The sequence below is a fragment of the Wolbachia endosymbiont (group A) of Ancistrocerus nigricornis genome, assembly GCF_947250785.1.
Classification (GTDB): Bacteria; Pseudomonadota; Alphaproteobacteria; order Rickettsiales; family Anaplasmataceae; genus Wolbachia; species Wolbachia pipientis.
Window position 1 is genome coordinate 977,146 of record NZ_OX366348.1, and the last position, 18,150, is coordinate 995,295.

At 36.0% G+C, this 18,150-nt stretch carries 14 protein-coding genes; 6 read left to right on the forward strand and 8 right to left on the reverse strand.

Translation table 11 applies throughout. From position 1 onward, the window contains the following. The first annotated feature begins 9 nt into the window (after positions 1-9). Genes infB through ubiA form a run of 3 tightly spaced genes read left to right on the forward strand, consistent with a single transcriptional unit; the run spans position 10 to position 3,603 of the window. Complete coding sequence (gene infB / locus OOK90_RS04925) at positions 10-2,334, forward strand: translation initiation factor IF-2 (RefSeq protein WP_264705815.1); 2,325 nt, start codon at positions 10-12, stop codon at positions 2,332-2,334. 9 nt (positions 2,335-2,343) lie between these two features. Further along, on the forward strand, positions 2,344-2,742 hold the full coding sequence (locus tag OOK90_RS04930; protein ID WP_209472402.1) for a ribosome-binding factor A: 399 nt from the start codon (positions 2,344-2,346) through the stop codon (positions 2,740-2,742). Positions 2,743-2,745: 3 nt separating this feature from the next. Beyond that, positions 2,746-3,603, forward strand: a complete 858-nt coding sequence (ubiA, locus tag OOK90_RS04935) for a 4-hydroxybenzoate octaprenyltransferase (RefSeq protein WP_182319897.1) — start codon at positions 2,746-2,748, stop codon at positions 3,601-3,603. Between the two features lie 785 nt (positions 3,604-4,388). Here ubiA and OOK90_RS04940 read toward each other — a convergent pair. The 3 genes from OOK90_RS04940 to OOK90_RS04950 all read right to left on the reverse strand — a co-directional run bounded on the left by OOK90_RS04940 (position 4,389) and on the right by OOK90_RS04950 (position 7,205). Then, complete coding sequence (locus tag OOK90_RS04940; RefSeq protein WP_209472400.1) at positions 4,389-5,867, reverse strand: UbiD family decarboxylase; 1,479 nt, start codon at positions 5,865-5,867, stop codon at positions 4,389-4,391. Positions 5,868-5,962: 95 nt separating this feature from the next. Then, positions 5,963-7,042: a Fic family protein gene (locus OOK90_RS04945; RefSeq protein ID WP_264705816.1), complete on the reverse strand. Its 1,080-nt coding sequence runs from the start codon at positions 7,040-7,042 to the stop codon at positions 5,963-5,965. A gap of 10 nt (positions 7,043-7,052) precedes the next feature. Continuing rightward, positions 7,053-7,205, reverse strand: coding sequence for a hypothetical protein (locus OOK90_RS04950; RefSeq protein ID WP_007548541.1), 153 nt, complete (start codon positions 7,203-7,205; stop codon positions 7,053-7,055). A gap of 325 nt (positions 7,206-7,530) precedes the next feature. On the opposite strand from OOK90_RS04950, the gene OOK90_RS04955 reads away from it, so the two are divergent. Next, positions 7,531-8,289, forward strand: a complete 759-nt coding sequence (locus OOK90_RS04955; protein ID WP_010963174.1) for a DsbA family protein — start codon at positions 7,531-7,533, stop codon at positions 8,287-8,289. Positions 8,290-8,479: 190 nt separating this feature from the next. Beyond that, complete coding sequence (locus OOK90_RS04960; RefSeq protein WP_264329612.1) at positions 8,480-9,076, forward strand: TIGR02217 family protein; 597 nt, start codon at positions 8,480-8,482, stop codon at positions 9,074-9,076. Between the two features lie 130 nt (positions 9,077-9,206). Here OOK90_RS04960 and OOK90_RS04965 read toward each other — a convergent pair whose 3' ends face one another. The 5 genes from OOK90_RS04965 to purE form a co-directional block, all read right to left on the reverse strand. Continuing rightward, on the reverse strand, positions 9,207-9,995 hold the full coding sequence (locus tag OOK90_RS04965; RefSeq protein WP_209473248.1) for a GTPase Era family protein: 789 nt from the start codon (positions 9,993-9,995) through the stop codon (positions 9,207-9,209). A 244-nt stretch (positions 9,996-10,239) separates the two neighbouring features. Beyond that, entirely contained in the window at positions 10,240-12,903 is a 2,664-nt protein-coding gene (locus OOK90_RS04970) for a 2-oxoglutarate dehydrogenase E1 component (RefSeq protein ID WP_264705817.1), read from the reverse strand. 542 nt (positions 12,904-13,445) lie between these two features. Further along, positions 13,446-14,402, reverse strand: coding sequence for an IS5 family transposase (locus OOK90_RS04975; RefSeq protein ID WP_209472359.1), 957 nt, complete (start codon positions 14,400-14,402; stop codon positions 13,446-13,448). A 674-nt stretch (positions 14,403-15,076) separates the two neighbouring features. Further along, on the reverse strand, positions 15,077-16,894 hold the full coding sequence (gene mutL / locus OOK90_RS04980; RefSeq protein WP_264705818.1) for a DNA mismatch repair endonuclease MutL: 1,818 nt from the start codon (positions 16,892-16,894) through the stop codon (positions 15,077-15,079). Positions 16,895-16,901: 7 nt separating this feature from the next. Further along, the gene (gene purE / locus OOK90_RS04985; protein ID WP_006280351.1) at positions 16,902-17,393 is read right to left on the reverse strand and encodes a 5-(carboxyamino)imidazole ribonucleotide mutase; all 492 of its coding nucleotides are present in this window, start codon (positions 17,391-17,393) and stop codon (positions 16,902-16,904) included. Positions 17,394-17,829: 436 nt separating this feature from the next. Between purE and OOK90_RS04990 the strand changes: the two genes are divergently transcribed. After that, the gene (locus tag OOK90_RS04990) at positions 17,830-18,126 is read left to right on the forward strand and encodes a helix-turn-helix domain-containing protein (RefSeq protein WP_010081926.1); all 297 of its coding nucleotides are present in this window, start codon (positions 17,830-17,832) and stop codon (positions 18,124-18,126) included. The last annotated feature ends 24 nt before the right edge of the window (positions 18,127-18,150 follow it).

The window sequence follows — 18,150 nt, forward strand, 5'->3', positions numbered from 1 at the left end:
TAAAATAATATGAATAATGAAGATATCAGTGATAAAAAATTAACGCTCCAAGGTTTAAGCAAGCTTAAATTAGACCTCAATTTAAACTCTTCAGCTAGCCCAAGTACTGGAGCTACAGTAGTAAAAAAAAGAAGAAAAAAATCTCATGATGCAGAAGAACATAATTTATTTGACGAGAGTAAATTATGTTCTTTAACAGAGAAAGAACAAATTTTTCGCATTAATGCTGTGCAGAATGCTGCTTTGCTGAAAGAAAGAAATCAGAGAGAAGAAAAAGAGAAAACAGCAAAAGAAGACAGCAATAAAGAGATTGACGAGAAAAATGAAGCGGACGCTTTATCTAAGGAAATAAATAAGCAAGTTTTAAGTAATACCCACTTAGTTGAACCAAAAGAAGATAGTATTGACCATGAGGACAACGATAAAAAGTCTTTTAAAGTCAACAAAGATATATATTCTAAGCATTCTAAACTGGTAATTGCACAGGCAATAGATGAAAAAACTGAACAACCCCCTGTATTTAAGCAAAGGTTTGGTATAAGAGGTAGAAAGTCAAAGTTTACTAAGGGTAAAAATATATCAAGAGAAGTTATTATACCAGACAAAATAACTATCAGGGAGTTATCTATTCGCATGGCAGAAGATAGCAAGAGTGTGCTAAAAATGTTCAAAGAAGAAGTCGGTGAGAGTTATAGAGTAGATGATCTGGTGGATCCAGATATAGCATGTGAAATAGTGGAAAAATTTAATCATACGGCTAAACGAGTGAGCGATACCAACAGAGAAAAAGATTTATTTTTTATAGAAGGCAGAGAAAGCCTGCCTAAAAAACCTAAACCACCAATCGTCACTTTTATGGGACACGTCGATCATGGTAAAACCTCATTGCTCGATGCATTTCGTGAATCTAATGTTGCAGAAAGAGAGTCAGGTGGCATAACTCAACACATAGGTGCTTATCAAATAACGACAAAAGATAAGCAAAAAATTACCTTTATTGATACACCAGGACATGAAGCGTTCACTGCGATGCGTGCACGTGGTGCCAATATTACTAATATAGTTGTAATAGTAGTTGCAGCTGACGATGGAATCATGAAACAAACAGTTGAAGCAATAAATCATGCAAAAGCAGCAAATGTTTCTATTATAGTTGCTATTAATAAAATTGATAAATCTGAGCCTGGTGATGTGGAGAAAGTAATGAGTAGCTTACCTCAATATGATCTCATTCCTGAAGAGCTTGGTGGTGATGTTATGATTGTGCCAGTATCAGCAAAAAAGAAAACTAATTTAGATAAACTAGAAGAGACGATTTTGTTAATCGCTGAATTAATGAAGCTAGAAGCAATAGAAGATTGTCGAGCACTTGGATGGGTAATAGAATCCAAAATAGATAAAGCGAAAGGAATATCAGCTACATTGATAGTTGAGGAAGGAACGTTAAAGGTTGGTGATATATTGGTAGTTGGTACAACATACAGTAAAGTACGTAGTATGGTTAATCACCTTGGTCAAAGAGAAAAAGCAGCACTACCCTCTGCTCCAATTGAAATTACTGGTCTAAATGGTGTACCAAATGCTGGAGATAAATTTGTTGTTGTAAATTCTGAAAAGCAGGCGCGTGAAATTGTTGAATACAGGCTAGAGTTAATCAAGAAAAAGAAAGAAGATTTGGGCGACAATAATTTAGATATATTCAGTCGTAATAACAGCGAAACAGAAGAACTATCTGTAGTTTTAAAGTGCGATGTAACTGGTTCTATTGAAGCAATATCAAGTTCAATTGATAAACTCGGTAAAGACCAAGTGAAATTAAATATCCTACACAAAGCAGTAGGAGGGATAACAGATTCAGATGTGCTGCTTGCAGAAGCATCAAGTGCAGTAATTTTAGCTTTTAATGTAAAAGTGGACTCAAAAATAAGGGACTTGGCAAAACAAAAAGGTATAGAAATACATACTTATAACATAATATACGAGCTCATTGACGACATGAGAATGTATTTAACTAAAATGTTAAAGCCTGTTACACGAGAGGTTCGTGTTGGTTCTGCATCTGTAAGGCAAATATTTAATGTATCTAAAGCTGGTAATATCATTGGATGTTATGTAAGTGATGGAGTCATAAAAAAAGATTCTTTAATTAAGGTAATGCGTGGTGGCAAATTGGTGCATGAAGGAAAGTTAAAAGCACTACGTAGATTTAAAGATGATGTTAAAGAAGTAGGTGTAAACTTTGAATGCGGAGTATCACTAGAGGGTAATGTCGATATTAAAGTTGGAGATATTTTGGAAGCTTATCAATTAGTGCAAGAAGAAAGGGTGTTATAGTAGCTGGATATGAAAAAGGAAATTAGAAACCTAAAGATAGCATCGGTATTGCATAGAGCAATATCAAGAGTTCTAATGGAAGGTAAGGTGTTCAATAAAAATGTAGCGGTATCTGACGTAAAATTAAGTAAAGATTTGAAAAAAGCAGATGTATATATTGTGTTATCTTCATTGAATATTCAAGTAGCTGACTACTTAGATCCAGAAAAAAGACGCACTGGAGATCCTTCTGAGAATAATTGTGATCTTAACACCGTTGTTAATGAAATGAACCAATCTGCATGGTCAATACGTAAATCTATACTGTGTTATGTTGATTTGCGATTTATACCTGAACTAGTTTTCAAGCCTGACTTAGCGTTCGATAATTTTGTTAATGTAAGCAAAATATTACATAATCACACTTAATTAATGCATTTCAATCGTTACTTTTCATTAATGAGGTTGCACAGTTTAACGGGTTTGTGGCTTGTGCTATTTCCCAGTTTGAGCGGTATTCTTTTAGCCTCAACTTCTCTATCGTATCAGGTTCTTTTTCTCCTTGTTTTGTTTACTATAGGTGCATTTTTAATGAGACCCGCAGGGTGCATAATCAATGATATCTTCGATAGAAAAATAGATGCGCACGTTGAACGAACAAAATATAGGCCACTTGCAAGTGGTGCATTAAACATAAAGCAGGCTTTGGCTTTACTTTCACTGCTACTGTCTATTGCCCTGGTAATCTTATTATTAACTAATAAAACTACACTCATACTTGGAATAATCTCAATGTGTATGATAGCTACTTACCCTTTATTAAAGCGGTATGTTTGGTGGCCACAATTGTTCTTAGGGTTTACCTTCAATATGGGATCGCTCATGGGCTCAGCAGCAATAACAAACCAGATCAGTATAGAATCCTTGCTGTTTTATATAGGATGCGTCTTTTGGACACTTAGCTATGACACCATATACGCCCATCAAGATAAAAAAGATGATGAAAAACTCGGGATGAAATCTACCGCATTATATTTTGGTGATACAACAAAATCTTGGTTGAAAAGATTTTATTTAATATCTCTTATGACGTGGCTATATGCTGGTATCTTATCATCATTAAATAACATTTTTTATATTGCTCTACTTGCTGTAGGGTTCATATTTCACCGCCAATACAAAAATTTCAATCCTGACGATCCCAGTCAATGCATGTCCATATTTAAAAATAATTCCTACGTAGGGTTGCTTCTCTTTTTTGGCATCCTTTTAGATAGAATTATCACCTAGGTCTCAAGAGTTTTGGCTCTAATGAAGTCAATAAACTCAGGTACTCGCAGAAACGAAAATTGCTTGACACCCTTCGCCAGCCCTCTTATCATGAAACTGAAGCTATTGTATTTGCTTTCGCCAATCTGCAGATTAAAAGGTAAGGATTACTTAATGTATCGGCGTCTTATGTTCAATTTTTTGCAGTATATAGATACTGTATGTCTTTACAAAACTTCATCTACATCTAGATTTTTATCTAAATAAGCTGAACGCGCTTATAAAGCGTTACAAGACATCAAAAAATGCCAATACTCGACAGAGATAGTAAAAGACTAGCTAACTCGGGGATTCTTTGTCTTTTTTTCTGCTTAGTAAATTTCTTAAACATTTGCAGCGTAAGTTAGTTGCAATTAAAAGCGGCTGAATCTCGCTTGTCAAGCGTTTAAAACATAAAAAACGCCAATATTTTAAAGCGGATAATAACCCCAGGGCTTCTTTTGCCTTTTTTTTCATTTGGTAAATTTCTTAATATTTACAGCTAAACAACAACCGTCATCCCTAAGTATCCCGCTGCTTGTTAGCGGCTGAGATACCGCGAATGAATCGCGGTATGACGGTTCGCGGCAGGATGACGATAAGCTCGTCATCCCACTACTTGTTAGCGGCTAAGAGATACCGCGGCGGTATAGCTATAGGATGACAAAAAAAGGGCACTGTGACGAACTTAAATCACAATTATCAGTTAATGCCAATCGCGGCATTATAAAAAACGCCAAACTTTTTTCTGCTTTTATGCAAGAAGTCTAGTCCATATATTCCTCCCACTTCTCCGCGACTTTCCTTACTATTTCCTCACTCATCTCAATTTTCTTTCCCCACTCTCGTTTGGTTTCAGGCGGGATTTTATTTGTCGCATCAAATCCCATTTTACCTCCAAGTCCACTTTCAGGGGAAGCAAAGTCTAAATAATCAATAGGTACACTTTCTATCATGATTGTATCACGCACAGGGTCCATCCTCGTTGACATTGCCCACATTACTTCCTTCCAATCACGTACATTTATATCATTATCAACAACGATAATAAACTTCGTGTATAAAAACTGCTTTAGAAAAGAAAGTATGCCCATAACAATTCTTTTTGCCTGCCCTGGATAGGATTTTTTTATCGACACTATCGCTATTCTATATGAGCAACCTTCCGGTGGCAGATAAAAGTCCACTATCTCTGGAAATTGATTGATAAGAATGGGCACAAAAATTTCATTGAGTGCTTCACCAAGAATCGATGGTTCATCAGGTGGCTTGCCAGTGAAAGTGCTAAGATATATCGGGTTTTTACGCATAGTAATTGCAGTAATATTAAATTCAGGAAATTGCTCAACAGAATTATAGTAGCCGGTGTGATCTCCGTATGGCCCTTCGTCTTGATATCTATCCAAACTCACATAGCCTTCCAGAACGATTTCCGCGTGAGCTGGCACTTGAAGTGGAATAGTCTTACAATTTACAAGCTCAAGCGGCTTCTTTCGCAGTAGTCCAGCAAATTGGTATTCTGACAATGTTTCTGGCACTGGAGTTACTGCAGCAATAATCGTTGCAGGATCACTACCGATCACAGCAGCAGCAGGAAATTTCATATTTTGTTCCTTCTCTTTCCATCGTTTGTGGTGACCTGCACCACCACGATGTGCAAGCCAACGCATTAGAGTCGTTTTTTTATCTATGACCTGCATACGATATATTCCAAGATTGAAATTATCTTGTTTGTCTTTCGTAGGTCCTTTTGTCACCACAATTGGCCAGGTGATAAGTGGTGCAGGTTCATTTGGCCAGCATGTTTGAATGGGCAGTAGACTTAGGTCCACTTCATCTCCGGTTAGCACTACCTCTTGACATGGAGCCTTGCTCACGACTTTACTTCGCATCGATAACACGACTTTCAACAAAGGAAACATTTTTATAGCATCCTTAAAGTTTTTTGGCGGCTCAGGTGATTGCAAAAATGCTAAAAGTTTACCAAGATCTCTTAGTTCATCAGGATTTATGTTCAACCCCAATGCAATCCTCTTAATAGTACCAAATAAATTCACCAAAACAGGAATCGAATTTTTACCATTTTCTGTGACAACATTTTCAAAAATGATCGCTGGCCCTTTGTTTGACAAAACCCTACGGTGAATTTCTGTCATTTCAAGAACTGTTGAAACTTTCTCCTTAATTCTAATCAGATTCTTTTTTTCTTCTAAGGCTTTGATGAAGTCGCGTAAGTTGTTGTACATATTCCAGTTTTTAAAATTTTAAGTTTACATTTAGTTTTCAAGCACTTTATTGAAATTTGACCTATGCACTACTTTCCTGCCTAGCGAGCTTTCAGTTAATTTGAGATCAAATCCTCATATTGCTTACTAAGTTTGTATTTCCTTCCTCTATTGGAAAAATCTACAATCTTGATAAACCCCATTTCCACCCACTTTTTACAAAGTTGCGCACTGGTACGAGGCTTAAAATTAAATAGTTCGCCAACATGACTAGCTGTAATAGCGGAAAACTCCTGGAAGAGCTCAAGAGCTTTGCGTTGTTTAGGATCAAGCTTACGTATAAGATCAGTCTGATCAGCGTGGTATTCTTCTTTATTTATACGTTGTAAAACGTTCTCAAATGAATTTGCCATACCTTCTACGAAATACTCCACCCACTTAGTAATATCTGCTTCAGCTCGTCCCATGTAATAGTTGTGCGATGGACCTATACTGATTGCTTCATAATACGCTCCTAGATTCTTAGCATAATATTCTTCCAATGAATAAAGTCCTTTTAGGTCATACCCACCAAGGTGTAAAATTAATGTAGTCAACAATCTTGCAGTACGACCATTACCGTCATAGTAAGGGTGAATTGTTACAAATTGATAATGCGCAATACCTGCAATAATTGGGCAAGGCACTTGCTCACTGTTACGAATCCAATCAATCATACTGCTCATGAGCTTTGGTACATCCTTTGCTTCAGGTGGCATATAAATTATTGCACGTGTAAGACTATCGCGGATAACATTTTGACCATCACGATAAGGTGTTGATTTTATTTTAGATTTTCCACTTGCTATTACTAGAGCATGTAGTGTTTGAACAGCTTTCTCAGTAATGGGTATTCTCCTTGCTGCCCATTGTTCAACTTGAGTTAAAGCTGCATAATATCCTTTAACCTCATTTTCATCTCTCCTATATTTTGGAAAGTGGCTTTTACCACTTAAAACCTCTTCAATCTGTTTAGGTTCAAGTCGATTTCCTTCAATCATAGTAGAATAGTGTGTGGTATAAAGCCGTGCAGTTTCACGAAGAGACAAAAGCATTGATACAGTGAGCGGCAAATGTAACACTTTTTCTTTTGCTGCTTCAATCCTTATAAGACAACTAGCAATTTTAGAAGTAATCGTATAATTCGGCATCGGCATAATATCTGCATTACATTACTTCTATATTATGCTGATAAAATGCAGATAATACAACATTTACACGACGCCGACCATAAACAGCAATAAATTCGGCTGATTGAGAAAGAAGTTTGTCTTGTAGAATAGCTATTTCTTTTTCTCTGCCAATTATTGGTTCACTCATATGTTTATTCCGCGGAAAATTATACACAGCGGAATAAAATTATCAACTTTGTTTTACCGCCGTATTTACAGCGTGGCGGTAAAAGATAGAGCATCTCATAATTGGCTATTCTGGAGGTAGTTTTGTCACTTGCATCACCAATTCTTCTGATGAACTTTGTGGTAATGTGCTTGAGTTTTATTGTGTAAAGTTTGCATTTGAGGCAAAACTGGTTATAAAATACACTTGATACAAATGTTTTTATATATTAACATTAGATGCTTCTTTTAATATACAGATAAATGTGTACTAAAAGTTTTATGTTGTAGGTTTTTAAATAAATTGTATGTCTAGAATATCGTTTTTATTAATTTTAATAATAGCAATAGCAAGCTTGCCGATAATAAACAATTGGCTTTCAAATCGCAGCCAAATGCTAAACGATGATTATATAGGTGAGAAATTAGATAATTATATAAGCAGAAATTTTGATAAGATCGTAAAAACTCTCAAAGAGGAGTCGATTAAAAGTAGTTACGCTGCTCGAGATAATGTAACCAAAAGTAAAATTTCACAATACAAGGATCAAATATTTGACCTTACTTATCCTTACTCCGGAAATGAAAATAGTAGTGTTATAGCTGTAGGCTTCCTTGACTATTCTTGTGGACATTGCAAAGCTATAAAGAATGATATAAAGCAGTTAATTAACGACGGCAAAATTAAGTATATCTTTAGGGATGCTCCAATACTTGGTAACGCTTCTTTAAAGGCAGCAAAAAGTGCTTTAGCTGTCTATTTTCTCGATAAAGAAAAATATTTCGATTTTCACCATGCTGCTTTAAGTCACAAAGGAGAATTTTCAGACGAAAGCATATTGGATATAGTGAAAAACATAGGGATTGATGAGGACGATTTTAATGATTCCATAAAAGATAACGCGGACAAAATTGAGCAAATGATAAACAACAGTAGGCTTCTAGTAAGAGATTTGGGAGTAGGTGGTACACCTTTTTTAATAATTGGAGATAGCCTGTTTGTAGGAGCAACTGATTTGAATGTATTACGCAAAAAAGTAGATGAATTAAGTCACAAGCAAGGCTAGTTACAGTTTGCCATAAAATTTTATTTTTTTGCTTGACAACTCAAATGAACCTGAGTATAGTAACTGTGGGTGTGACAGCAGTTTAACTCAGTAGTCTCATCCACTTTCCATAGCGTCATTTACTATGTGAAACGCTTTCAAATTACAACATTTTCTTCAACCAAACTATTTTACTTTCACAGGAGGGTATATGTCATTCACAGAAATTAGATTTCCAGAAAATATATCTTATGGTTCCACTGGAGGACCGGAATTTTCCACTGACGTTGTAACAACTCACAATGGTTGTGAACAGCGCAACATCAATTGGTCTCATGCACGCACTAGATACAACATAGCTTACGGGGTCAGATCAAACGAGCAACTACTGGAACTAATAACATTTTTTCATGCACGAAAAGGTAAAGCAATAGGGTTTCGTTTTAAGGATTGGTCGGATTTTATAGCCATTAATCAAGAGATTGGTATAGGAGATAACAAAAAAACGACTTTTCAGCTAATCAAAACTTATGTAAGTGGGGAAGATAAGCATATACGTATGATCAAAAAGCCAGTACATGGGACAGTAAAGATTTATTTAAATGGTAAAGAAGAGAGTGAATATTCAGTAAATTATTCAACTGGAGAAATAACATTTATGAAGCCACCAGTAAAAGATGTGATAATCACTGCGAGCTTTGAATTTGATGTGCCCGTGCGCTTTGATACAGATTACTTAAACGCTTCTATTGATGACTATGGAAGCAATAGCTGGAATAATATCCCCTTGGTGGAAGTGAAATTTTAGTTATAAGCGAGCATAGATCCACATCATAGTAGGGCTACTAGTCACCATCAATTGAAAAAATTAAGCACCACTGAGGCTCTATATTTAAATGAGCCTCAGTATATGCAATTATTTTAAACTTTATCACCAGCTATATACTACAATGTTGCTGAGCTTTGCTAACATTTACACTTGAAGCTTGGGGAGATTCTAACTCAGTGCTTTTTTCTTCCTGCAAAATAGAAAGCTTCAACAACTCCTTTAGAGTTGATTTTGCAAGTGTTGTATCATCTTTGTTTAAGATGTAGTCTAGCATGCCGTTTTTCTGTAAGAGATTAACAAAATATCTATCTCCCTCATTAAGAACCTCTATCTTGTTAATACAAGATAATACTAAATCCGAATTCTTTGTTGCTAAAATTCCATTCAAAAAGATATCTAATTTTGTTTTATCTTCAGTTAAGTCTTCAGCTAACCTATTTCTGATATTCTCATTGTCAAACACAATGTACTCGAGGTACGAGGAAGGCTCAATAAGTATAAAGTCCTCTAAAGGCACTAGTTCTGGATAGGTGCCAGCGTAATCAAGTATGCCACACTCAGTAATACACCCTCCTTTTCTTATAACACAGCAATTGAGACGACCATGATACATTGATAACAAAGAAAAAAGACGTATTATACTTGTACCTCTATCTTTCATTTCCTTGAAAAGCTTCCTATCATTTATTAATTTGTGCAAAATGTAATCCATAGCAGGACCTGGTTTGCGGAAATGAAACATATTATTCTCTTCAAAAATGGCCTCAGCTAATTCGATAGATTCTTTATCCTCATCTACAAAAGCTTTTTCATTTCTATTTAACTGTATGATCTCAGCTTTGCTATCTCTGCGTAGACCAGTTCTCCTTATTAACATCTCAAATATTTTTGTATTCATATATATCCTATATTAATTAAAGTAAATATTAATAATGTTTACTTTTTAAATAAAAATAAATGAAAATTTTAATAAAAATTAAATTTTTTTTAATAGAATAAAAATCTTTTATATTTGCTTGAGTACCAAAAGGGCTTTATTGGTGTAATGCGTTTTCTATTGCGCATGGCTGCAGTGCCCAGCGTCAAGATCTGATGAACAATGTTCGCTTGCCAGCTTTCGCTTCAATATTTGCACAATTGTGCTAGATCCCCTGCATAACCTGCTTTAAAATCTCCTCCTGCTGCTGAGTGTGAACACTAACATAACCACATGCAGGAGATGCAGCAGCAGGTCTTGCGATACACTTAGGTCTTTTTGCTTGGATATCGAGATTAGATAACACTTCTTCTATCAATGGGTTGACAAAAAACCATCCTCCCATATTTTTTGGTTCTTCTTGACACCATATAATTTCAGCGTTTTTGTACTTTTCAAGTTCATTACTTAGTTTATCGGCAGGAAACGGATAGAATTGTTCTAAACGTATCACTGCTATATCGTTTATTTTTTGTGCTTCACATACTTCAATTATGTCGTAGTAAACTTTACCGCTGCATATTACAACTTTTCGTACTTTATCACTTGAAACTAAACCTTTTCTACATTCTGGAATCACCGTGAGGAATTTTCCTTCAAAGTCAGATAGGTTAGAAACTGCTCTTTTATGACGCAATAGTGATTTAGGTGTAAACACTACCAGAGGCTTACGAAAGTCTCTATGCATTTGTCTGCGTAAGACATGGAAGTAATTCGCCGGAGTGGAACAATTAACTACCTGCATATTATCCTCTGCGCAGAGTTGCAAAAATCTCTCTATACGTGCGGAGCTATGCTCAGGTCCCTGTCCTTCATAACCATGAGGCAGCAATAAAACTAGACCGCTTGATCGCAACCACTTTGTTTCTGCAGATGCGATAAACTGGTCGATCATAATTTGCGCACCGTTTGCAAAATCACCAAATTGTCCTTCCCAGAGCACCAGTGAATACGGAGAATCAAGACTATATCCATATTCAAAGCCCATTACAGCATACTCAGATAGTGCGCTATCTATGACCTCAAAGTGAGCTTGCTTTTCATTTATATTGTTTAGCGGAATAAATGCTTCTTCTGTTACCTGATCAACAAGCCTTGAATGACGGTGCGAGAAAGTTCCACGACCAGAGTCTTGTCCTGATAAACGCACTCCTATTCTTTCTGTGAGCAGTGATGCAAACGCAAGACTTTCGGCAGTTGCCCAGTCTATATTACTACCAAAATTTATGCTGTCTATTCTGCCATCGAGTATTTTTCTAACCTTATTGTTAATGTTAAAGTTACTTGGGATATTGCTATTTATACGCACACCTAATTTTTTCAGCTCATCTGGCGGAACACCAGAATCCGTGTAGTATTCGCTCAAATCGTTCAGCTTTGCTCTTCTTAATTTTGACCACACTCCACCGAACCAGTCAGCTTTTTTTGGAGTGTAAGCCGCTGATTCAGCAAGACTTTTATCTAATTTTGCCCTGAATTCACTGCGCAATTTATTTACTTCATCGCCATCTAATACTTTCTCTGCAGTCAATTTTTCTTCATACAATGTTCCAGGAGTTTTATGCTTTGATATCGCCTTATACATAAGTGGCTGAGTGAAATTCGGTTCATCACCTTCATTATGGCCATATTTGCGGTAGCACATTATGTCAATTACTACGTCCTTTTTAAATTTCTGCCTATATTCCATCGCCAGACTTGTAGCAAAACTCACAGCTTCCGGGTTATCTCCATTGACGTGAAACACTGGAGCTTCTATTGATTTTGCTATATCAGTGCAATAAAAAGAGGATCGTGCGCAACATGGGTTAGCAGTAAAACCAACTTGGTTATTAATGACAATGTGCACAATGCCATCCACTTTATAGCCTTCAATATTGCTTAAGGTTAAAGTTTCAGCAACCACTCCTTGACCGATGAAAGCCGCATCACCATGAATTGATATGCCAAGCACAGATCTTATATTCTGTTTTGCTCTTATTCTTCCAGCCAAAACCGGATTTACCGCTTCAAGGTGAGATGGATTAGGGCATAAACTTAAATGTATTTTTTTGCCACCTGAAAGTGCTCGATCAGAAGAGTAACCAAGGTGATATTTAACATCACCGGACACCTCAAGACCACTTGGGTATGCAAGATTGCCTTGAAATTCAGACAGCATTGCCGCATATTCTTTCCCCATCACTTTGGTTAGAACATTGATTCGTCCGCGGTGAGCCATGCCAAGGACTATTTCTTCAATACCAAAAACCGTAGAATCACTAATGATTTTTTCAATTGCAACGATAGCTGACTCTCCACCTTCGATAGAGAAACGCTTATACCCAGGAAATTTCATATGGAGAAATTGTTCGAACATCTCAGATTCGATCAAGTGCCTCAGTATTTCTTTTTTGTCTTGTGAGCTCAGCGTATAGGTTTGATTTTCGATCTTTTCCTGCAGCCACATTTTCTCTTCATAAGAGGAGATATGCATAAATTCAAAACCGATATTCTTGCAGTAAATATCTCTATAGATTCCAGTGTCACTTGCCGGAGATAGATTCGAGTATTTTTGATAATCTACTTCCTTATTCACATTGGGTGATAACGGATTAAGATCCGCAAAAAAATGACCGTAAGATCTGAAAAAATTTGCTAAACTAGAAACTGAATCATCCACCTTAGTTACATGTTGTGCACCGCAGGTCTCCGCTTTATTAACTTCTAAATTGCTTGAAAAAATTCTATACCAATCCTCCCCGATTGATTTATCACCCTGCAAATAACGGCTATACATTTCTTCCACAAATTCTGCATTATCACCATAAAGGCAGCTTAAACTCGACATAATCACTATAAAAAGTATCAAATACTTATAAGTATAACTTAAGTTTTTTAAAAAAGAACTTTTTTAGTTTCTATACGTCATACCGCCGCGGTATCTCTTAACATAGATCCCGCTAACACGTAGCGGGATGACGATTGTCAGGGTGTCATCCCAGTGCGTGACACTGGTTCACTCTATAATGGCAGCGCCCCTATGGTGTCATCCCAGTGCCCAGACTACTTGGATCCAGAAAAAAGAATGGTGTCATCCGAGTAGCTGACACTGGGATCCAGAAGACTTAATTTCAACCAAGTGGCTGCATAATAAAGGCTAGATCCCAGTGTCACGCACTGGGATGACAAGGTATAAACCTTATCGTCACGCCGCCACGAACCGTCATACCGCGATTCATTCGCGGTATCTCAGCCGCTAACAAGAGATCCCGCTAACACGTAGCGGGATGACGATTGTCAGGCCAGCGCCCCTATAATGTCATCCGAGTAGCCGACACTGGGATGGCTTTGTTGCATCGCTCTTCGGATAGTAGGTAACGCACAATAAATTTATGAAGCTATCTCAAATTTAGCCATACCAATATCAGTGAACTTATTGAGCAAATAGCATTTAACAAGTAGTTCCTTCTCTCTATTTGTCTCAGATTTATTCCTAAAACTAAACCCGAATGTTTGTTTCAGTCGCGAGAAAAAACTTTCTATATAAGATCTTTTTCCATAACTCATCTCTTTTTTCCACTTCTTTATACTATCTTCATCATATGACTTTATGAGCTTGACTGCAGAATTTCTCTCAGCCATATAGTCTAACTTTGGATGCTCTGCTGCGTTGTTTTTCGGAGGAATTTTCGTTTTTATACCATATTGATTACACAGCTTATAGAGCTTTTCTCTGTCATATGCCCTATCTGCATATAGTACTTTTATGACATACTGAAAATCGACTTCTTTTAGCAAATCACAAGCTCCATAGTGATCAGAGTAGACACCGTTACTGTATTTTACAGCTATGGCTTTTTTGCTGTTTGTATTCAACATTACATGCAATTTTCTTGTCTGTTCATAGCTGCGATACTTTCTATCTTCGCTATTTTCTTTGCTATGACCAGGAGTGTTGTTGTATATACTAATTCCTGTACTGTCTATAGCAATTTCGATATCTTCCATATTATTTTTATCAATTCTGCAATCATTGATCTTAATATTGAGTTTCTTAAACCTTCTTGATGATTGTGAATAGCTGATAACTTGCAAATTTTTCCCAATTTGCTCAAGGTATCCTGCTATAAACCCAACTGTTTGCCTCAGGCCTATTCTAAATAAACAAGTTATTATGTGCACCAAAATTACAACTTTATCGCTATAAATATTGTTGCCACCTGGTATTTTTGGACCATTCTCGTACCACTTTTCTATGGCTTCGTTGATATAATGAAAAATATTTCCTCTTTTTTCTAGAAATTTGTTATATTCGCTATGGTTACTGACCCTCATTTTTTGTGGCATATTTTTTCTTTCAAGGTTAAATGGCTATTTTATAATGAATTTTGTCAGTAGCCACCAGATTTTTTCAGTTGCTATGCAACAAAGCCCACTGGGATCCAGATTGGATACTGAGTTGGTGAGTATAAAAGTATAGCTTCTACGTCATACCGCCGCGAACCATCATACCGTGATTTATTCACGGTATCTCACATAGATCCCGCTAACAAGCAGCGGGATGACAACAATCCTACGTCATGCCGCGGTATCTCTTAGCCGCTAACACGCAGCGGGATGACGATTGTCGGTGAACTTAAGTTACTTTAGCCATAAATATTTAAGAAATTTACCAAACGAAAAAAAGGCAAAAGAAGCCCCGAGTAGCGAGTTTTGACTCTATATTACTGTAAGTGGCGCTGTAATAATGTGCTGACGCTTAGTTTAAGCGCGGTTTGGCTGAATGTAGAAAAAATTTAAAAGACATGCAGCCCCTATAATTTTATGTAATCCGCCAAAAAATACCCTGAGTTTTTTACTGAATTTTGTCATTGAGCCTGCAGGTCAAAAACAAGTTTTGAGTCATAAATACCCTTAATACTATAATAAGGGCGCTGGCGGAGTTTGTCAAGGAAGTTTTTTCGTTTCTATGAGCTACTTGGATGACGAGAAAGGAGCACTTACATATTTATGGCAACCTCTTACCTCCGCTCAAAAAGTTTTTCAATATCACTGAGTTTCATTTCTATATAAGTTGGTCTTCCGTGGTTGCATTGCCCGGAATATGGGGTTTTTTCCATTTGTCTCAGCAGCTCATTCATTTCATCTAACCTCATTTTTCTACCCGCTCTAATTGATCCATGACAAGCGATAGTGGCCAATATTTTGTTCACTTTATCTTCTACTGGCAATGTATCTTCTATTTCCGTTAATCTATCAATTATGTTAATTAGCATCTCTTTCACATCTATTGCTCCCAAAATTGCAGGGATTTCTTTTACTATCACTTTATTCTCTGATTTGATTTCAATATCAAAACCCATTTCAAATAACTTATCTTTATAGATTTCAATCATCTCCATTCCGGCTTGATTTTTGATTTCAACCGTTTCAGGAAGAAGTAGTTTTTGTCTTTTTATACTTGATTTTTGTTTTAAGCATTCATATACTAGCCTTTCGTGGGCTGCATGCTGGTCGACTATAATCAATTTGTCTCTTACCTCGGCAATAATGTAAGTATTATAGACCTGACAGCGTGCAAACCCGAGCGGGTGGCTCTCTATCAAATCAACTTGCTCTAACACCTTTTTTTCTAGAACCATAGTCTCCGCTTGTGATGGTAATTTCTGTATGCCGGTATAATCAAACGATTTTGACTGTTCTGATAAGCTTTTTACTCTTTCATTTGGAGAAGCAAATTCTTTTATTAGTTGATTTTCAAAAGGACTTGGCCTTCTTTCATTTTGAACATTAGGTTTATCAAAAGGATCTGGCAATGTTGAATCCATTTTCTGGTCATGCGCTGGAAAGGTGCCTATCCTTCTTGAAAACGCTTTAATTAATCCTCTTGTCACTATCTCATATATGAGCTTCTTATTCTGAAACCTTACTTCTGACTTATTTGGATGCACATTTACATCTACTTGATCATAAGGTATCTCTAAATGTAACGCTGCAAAAGGATACCTATCGCTTGGAATAAAATCATGATATGCATACCTAACTGCGCCAATAAGTAAATTATCTTTAATTGGCCTTCCATTAACAAACGTATAGATCTGAGTTGACTTACCACGATTGACGGTTGGCTTACAGATGTGTCCCGTAAGTTTGATGCCGTCTTCTTCTTCATTGACCTCCAAAGAATTGCCCTGAAATTCTTCTTCTACTTCACACAATCTATGAAATAACGAAGTCTGCTTAGCGTATTTTAAGAGCTTTTTATTACCTGAAGTGAGAGTAAACCCTATATGATAGTTAATCATTGCTAGGTTGTTTACAATATCAACAATGCTTTGAGTTTCTGCTCTTTCGGTTTTTAGAAATTTTAGTCTATTTGGAGTAGCGAAAAACAAATCTCGTACTTCAATATGTGTCCCTTGTGATAAAGGGTAAGGAGTTAGCTCCCCTATTTTCTCTCCACCCTCATAACTTATAGACCATGCTTCATTTGCTTCTCTTGCCTTAGACGATAATTTTATCCTACTTACTGCTGCTACTGAAGGCAGAGCTTCTCCTCTAAAGCCAAGATGCTTGATTTCTATTAATTCACTATCGCTCAATTTTGAAGTAGCATGGCGCATAAACGCAAGTTCTAAATCGTTTTTTTCTACTCCGTTACCATCATCTGTCACAATAATAAGGTTACGCCCACCACTTTCTATTTTGATCTCTATTTCTAAACTTCCAGCATCTATTGCATTTTCCACTAATTCCTTTACTACACTTGCTGGCCTTTCTATCACCTCCCCCGCTGCTATACGGTTTATGGTTTTTGTGTCTAAAAGAGTTATTGCCATAGATTTATTATGAAACTGGTTTTTCTTTTACTTCTTTGGTCTGTTTCTCTCTCCACTTTTTTAACCTACCTGCAATTTCACTGTTGGAAATTGACAATATAGATACGGCAGTAATGGCAGCATTATATGCTCCATTTTCTCCTATAGACATGGTTGCAACTGGAACACCCTTTGGCATTTGAACTATAGAGAGTAGACTGTCCAGCCCATTTAATTGTTTACTATGCACAGGAACGCCGATAACTGGTAAACAAGTTAGTGACGCAACCATACCAGGTAAATGAGCTGCACCTCCTGCACCAGCTATAATAACCTTAAAACCTTCTTCTTGTGCAGATTTAGCAAAATTGAAGAGCCTTTCTGGTGTTCTATGTGCAGATATTATGAATATATCATGTGAAACTTCTAATGCTTTTAACATATCAACAGTATGGACCATAGTGGTGTAATCTGACTCACTTCCCATAATAACAGCAACATCTTTTTTTATTTTTGTCATATTCAACACAATTTTACTTACTAACTAAATAATGTTCCAGCTAAAAAGCAACAAATATTTAAGTTATATTATAAATATAATATATAGAATTCTTGTTAAAATAGAAATTTTAAAAATTTAAATAAATATCTATGTTAAGATATAGAGATATAAACTTCTTATGTAAGATAAATTTATAAAATAATTATTTTTGTATTTCAAGCTTTGTAATCTTAGCTTGTTCTTTCTATCAATGGTTTTTTCAGATAGACTGATGGTAAAATGGTAATTTAAAATTACTAGAAATTTGATAAAAATATTAATATATAATCAACTTAAAGTTTTAAATATTGATATCATATAATTATTGACAAGTTACATGATATTAATATCTTGGTATATTAAATATTATGCTATAATATTTAATAAAGTTAATTGATATGTGAGTGTAAGAATTATGGAAATAATATCGTTAAATAACTTAGACAGTGCAGGAATAAAAACAAAGTTGCTTTATATAATAAATAAAATTATAGAAAAAAATGCTTGGACTCAGGCTTTTGCAGCTGAGAAACTTGGTATTGATCAGCCAAAGGTATCGCAAATTAAAAATGGTAAAATAGATGGTTTTTCTTTAGAGCGATTGTTAGGATTTCTAAAAAAACTTGATCATGAGATAACAATCACGATGACAGAAAGCCAAGAAATAAAATCTGAGGCAGAAAAAGTAAAACATGAAGTTGAATCGCAATAGATACAAAGTTGACAACTTGTTTTT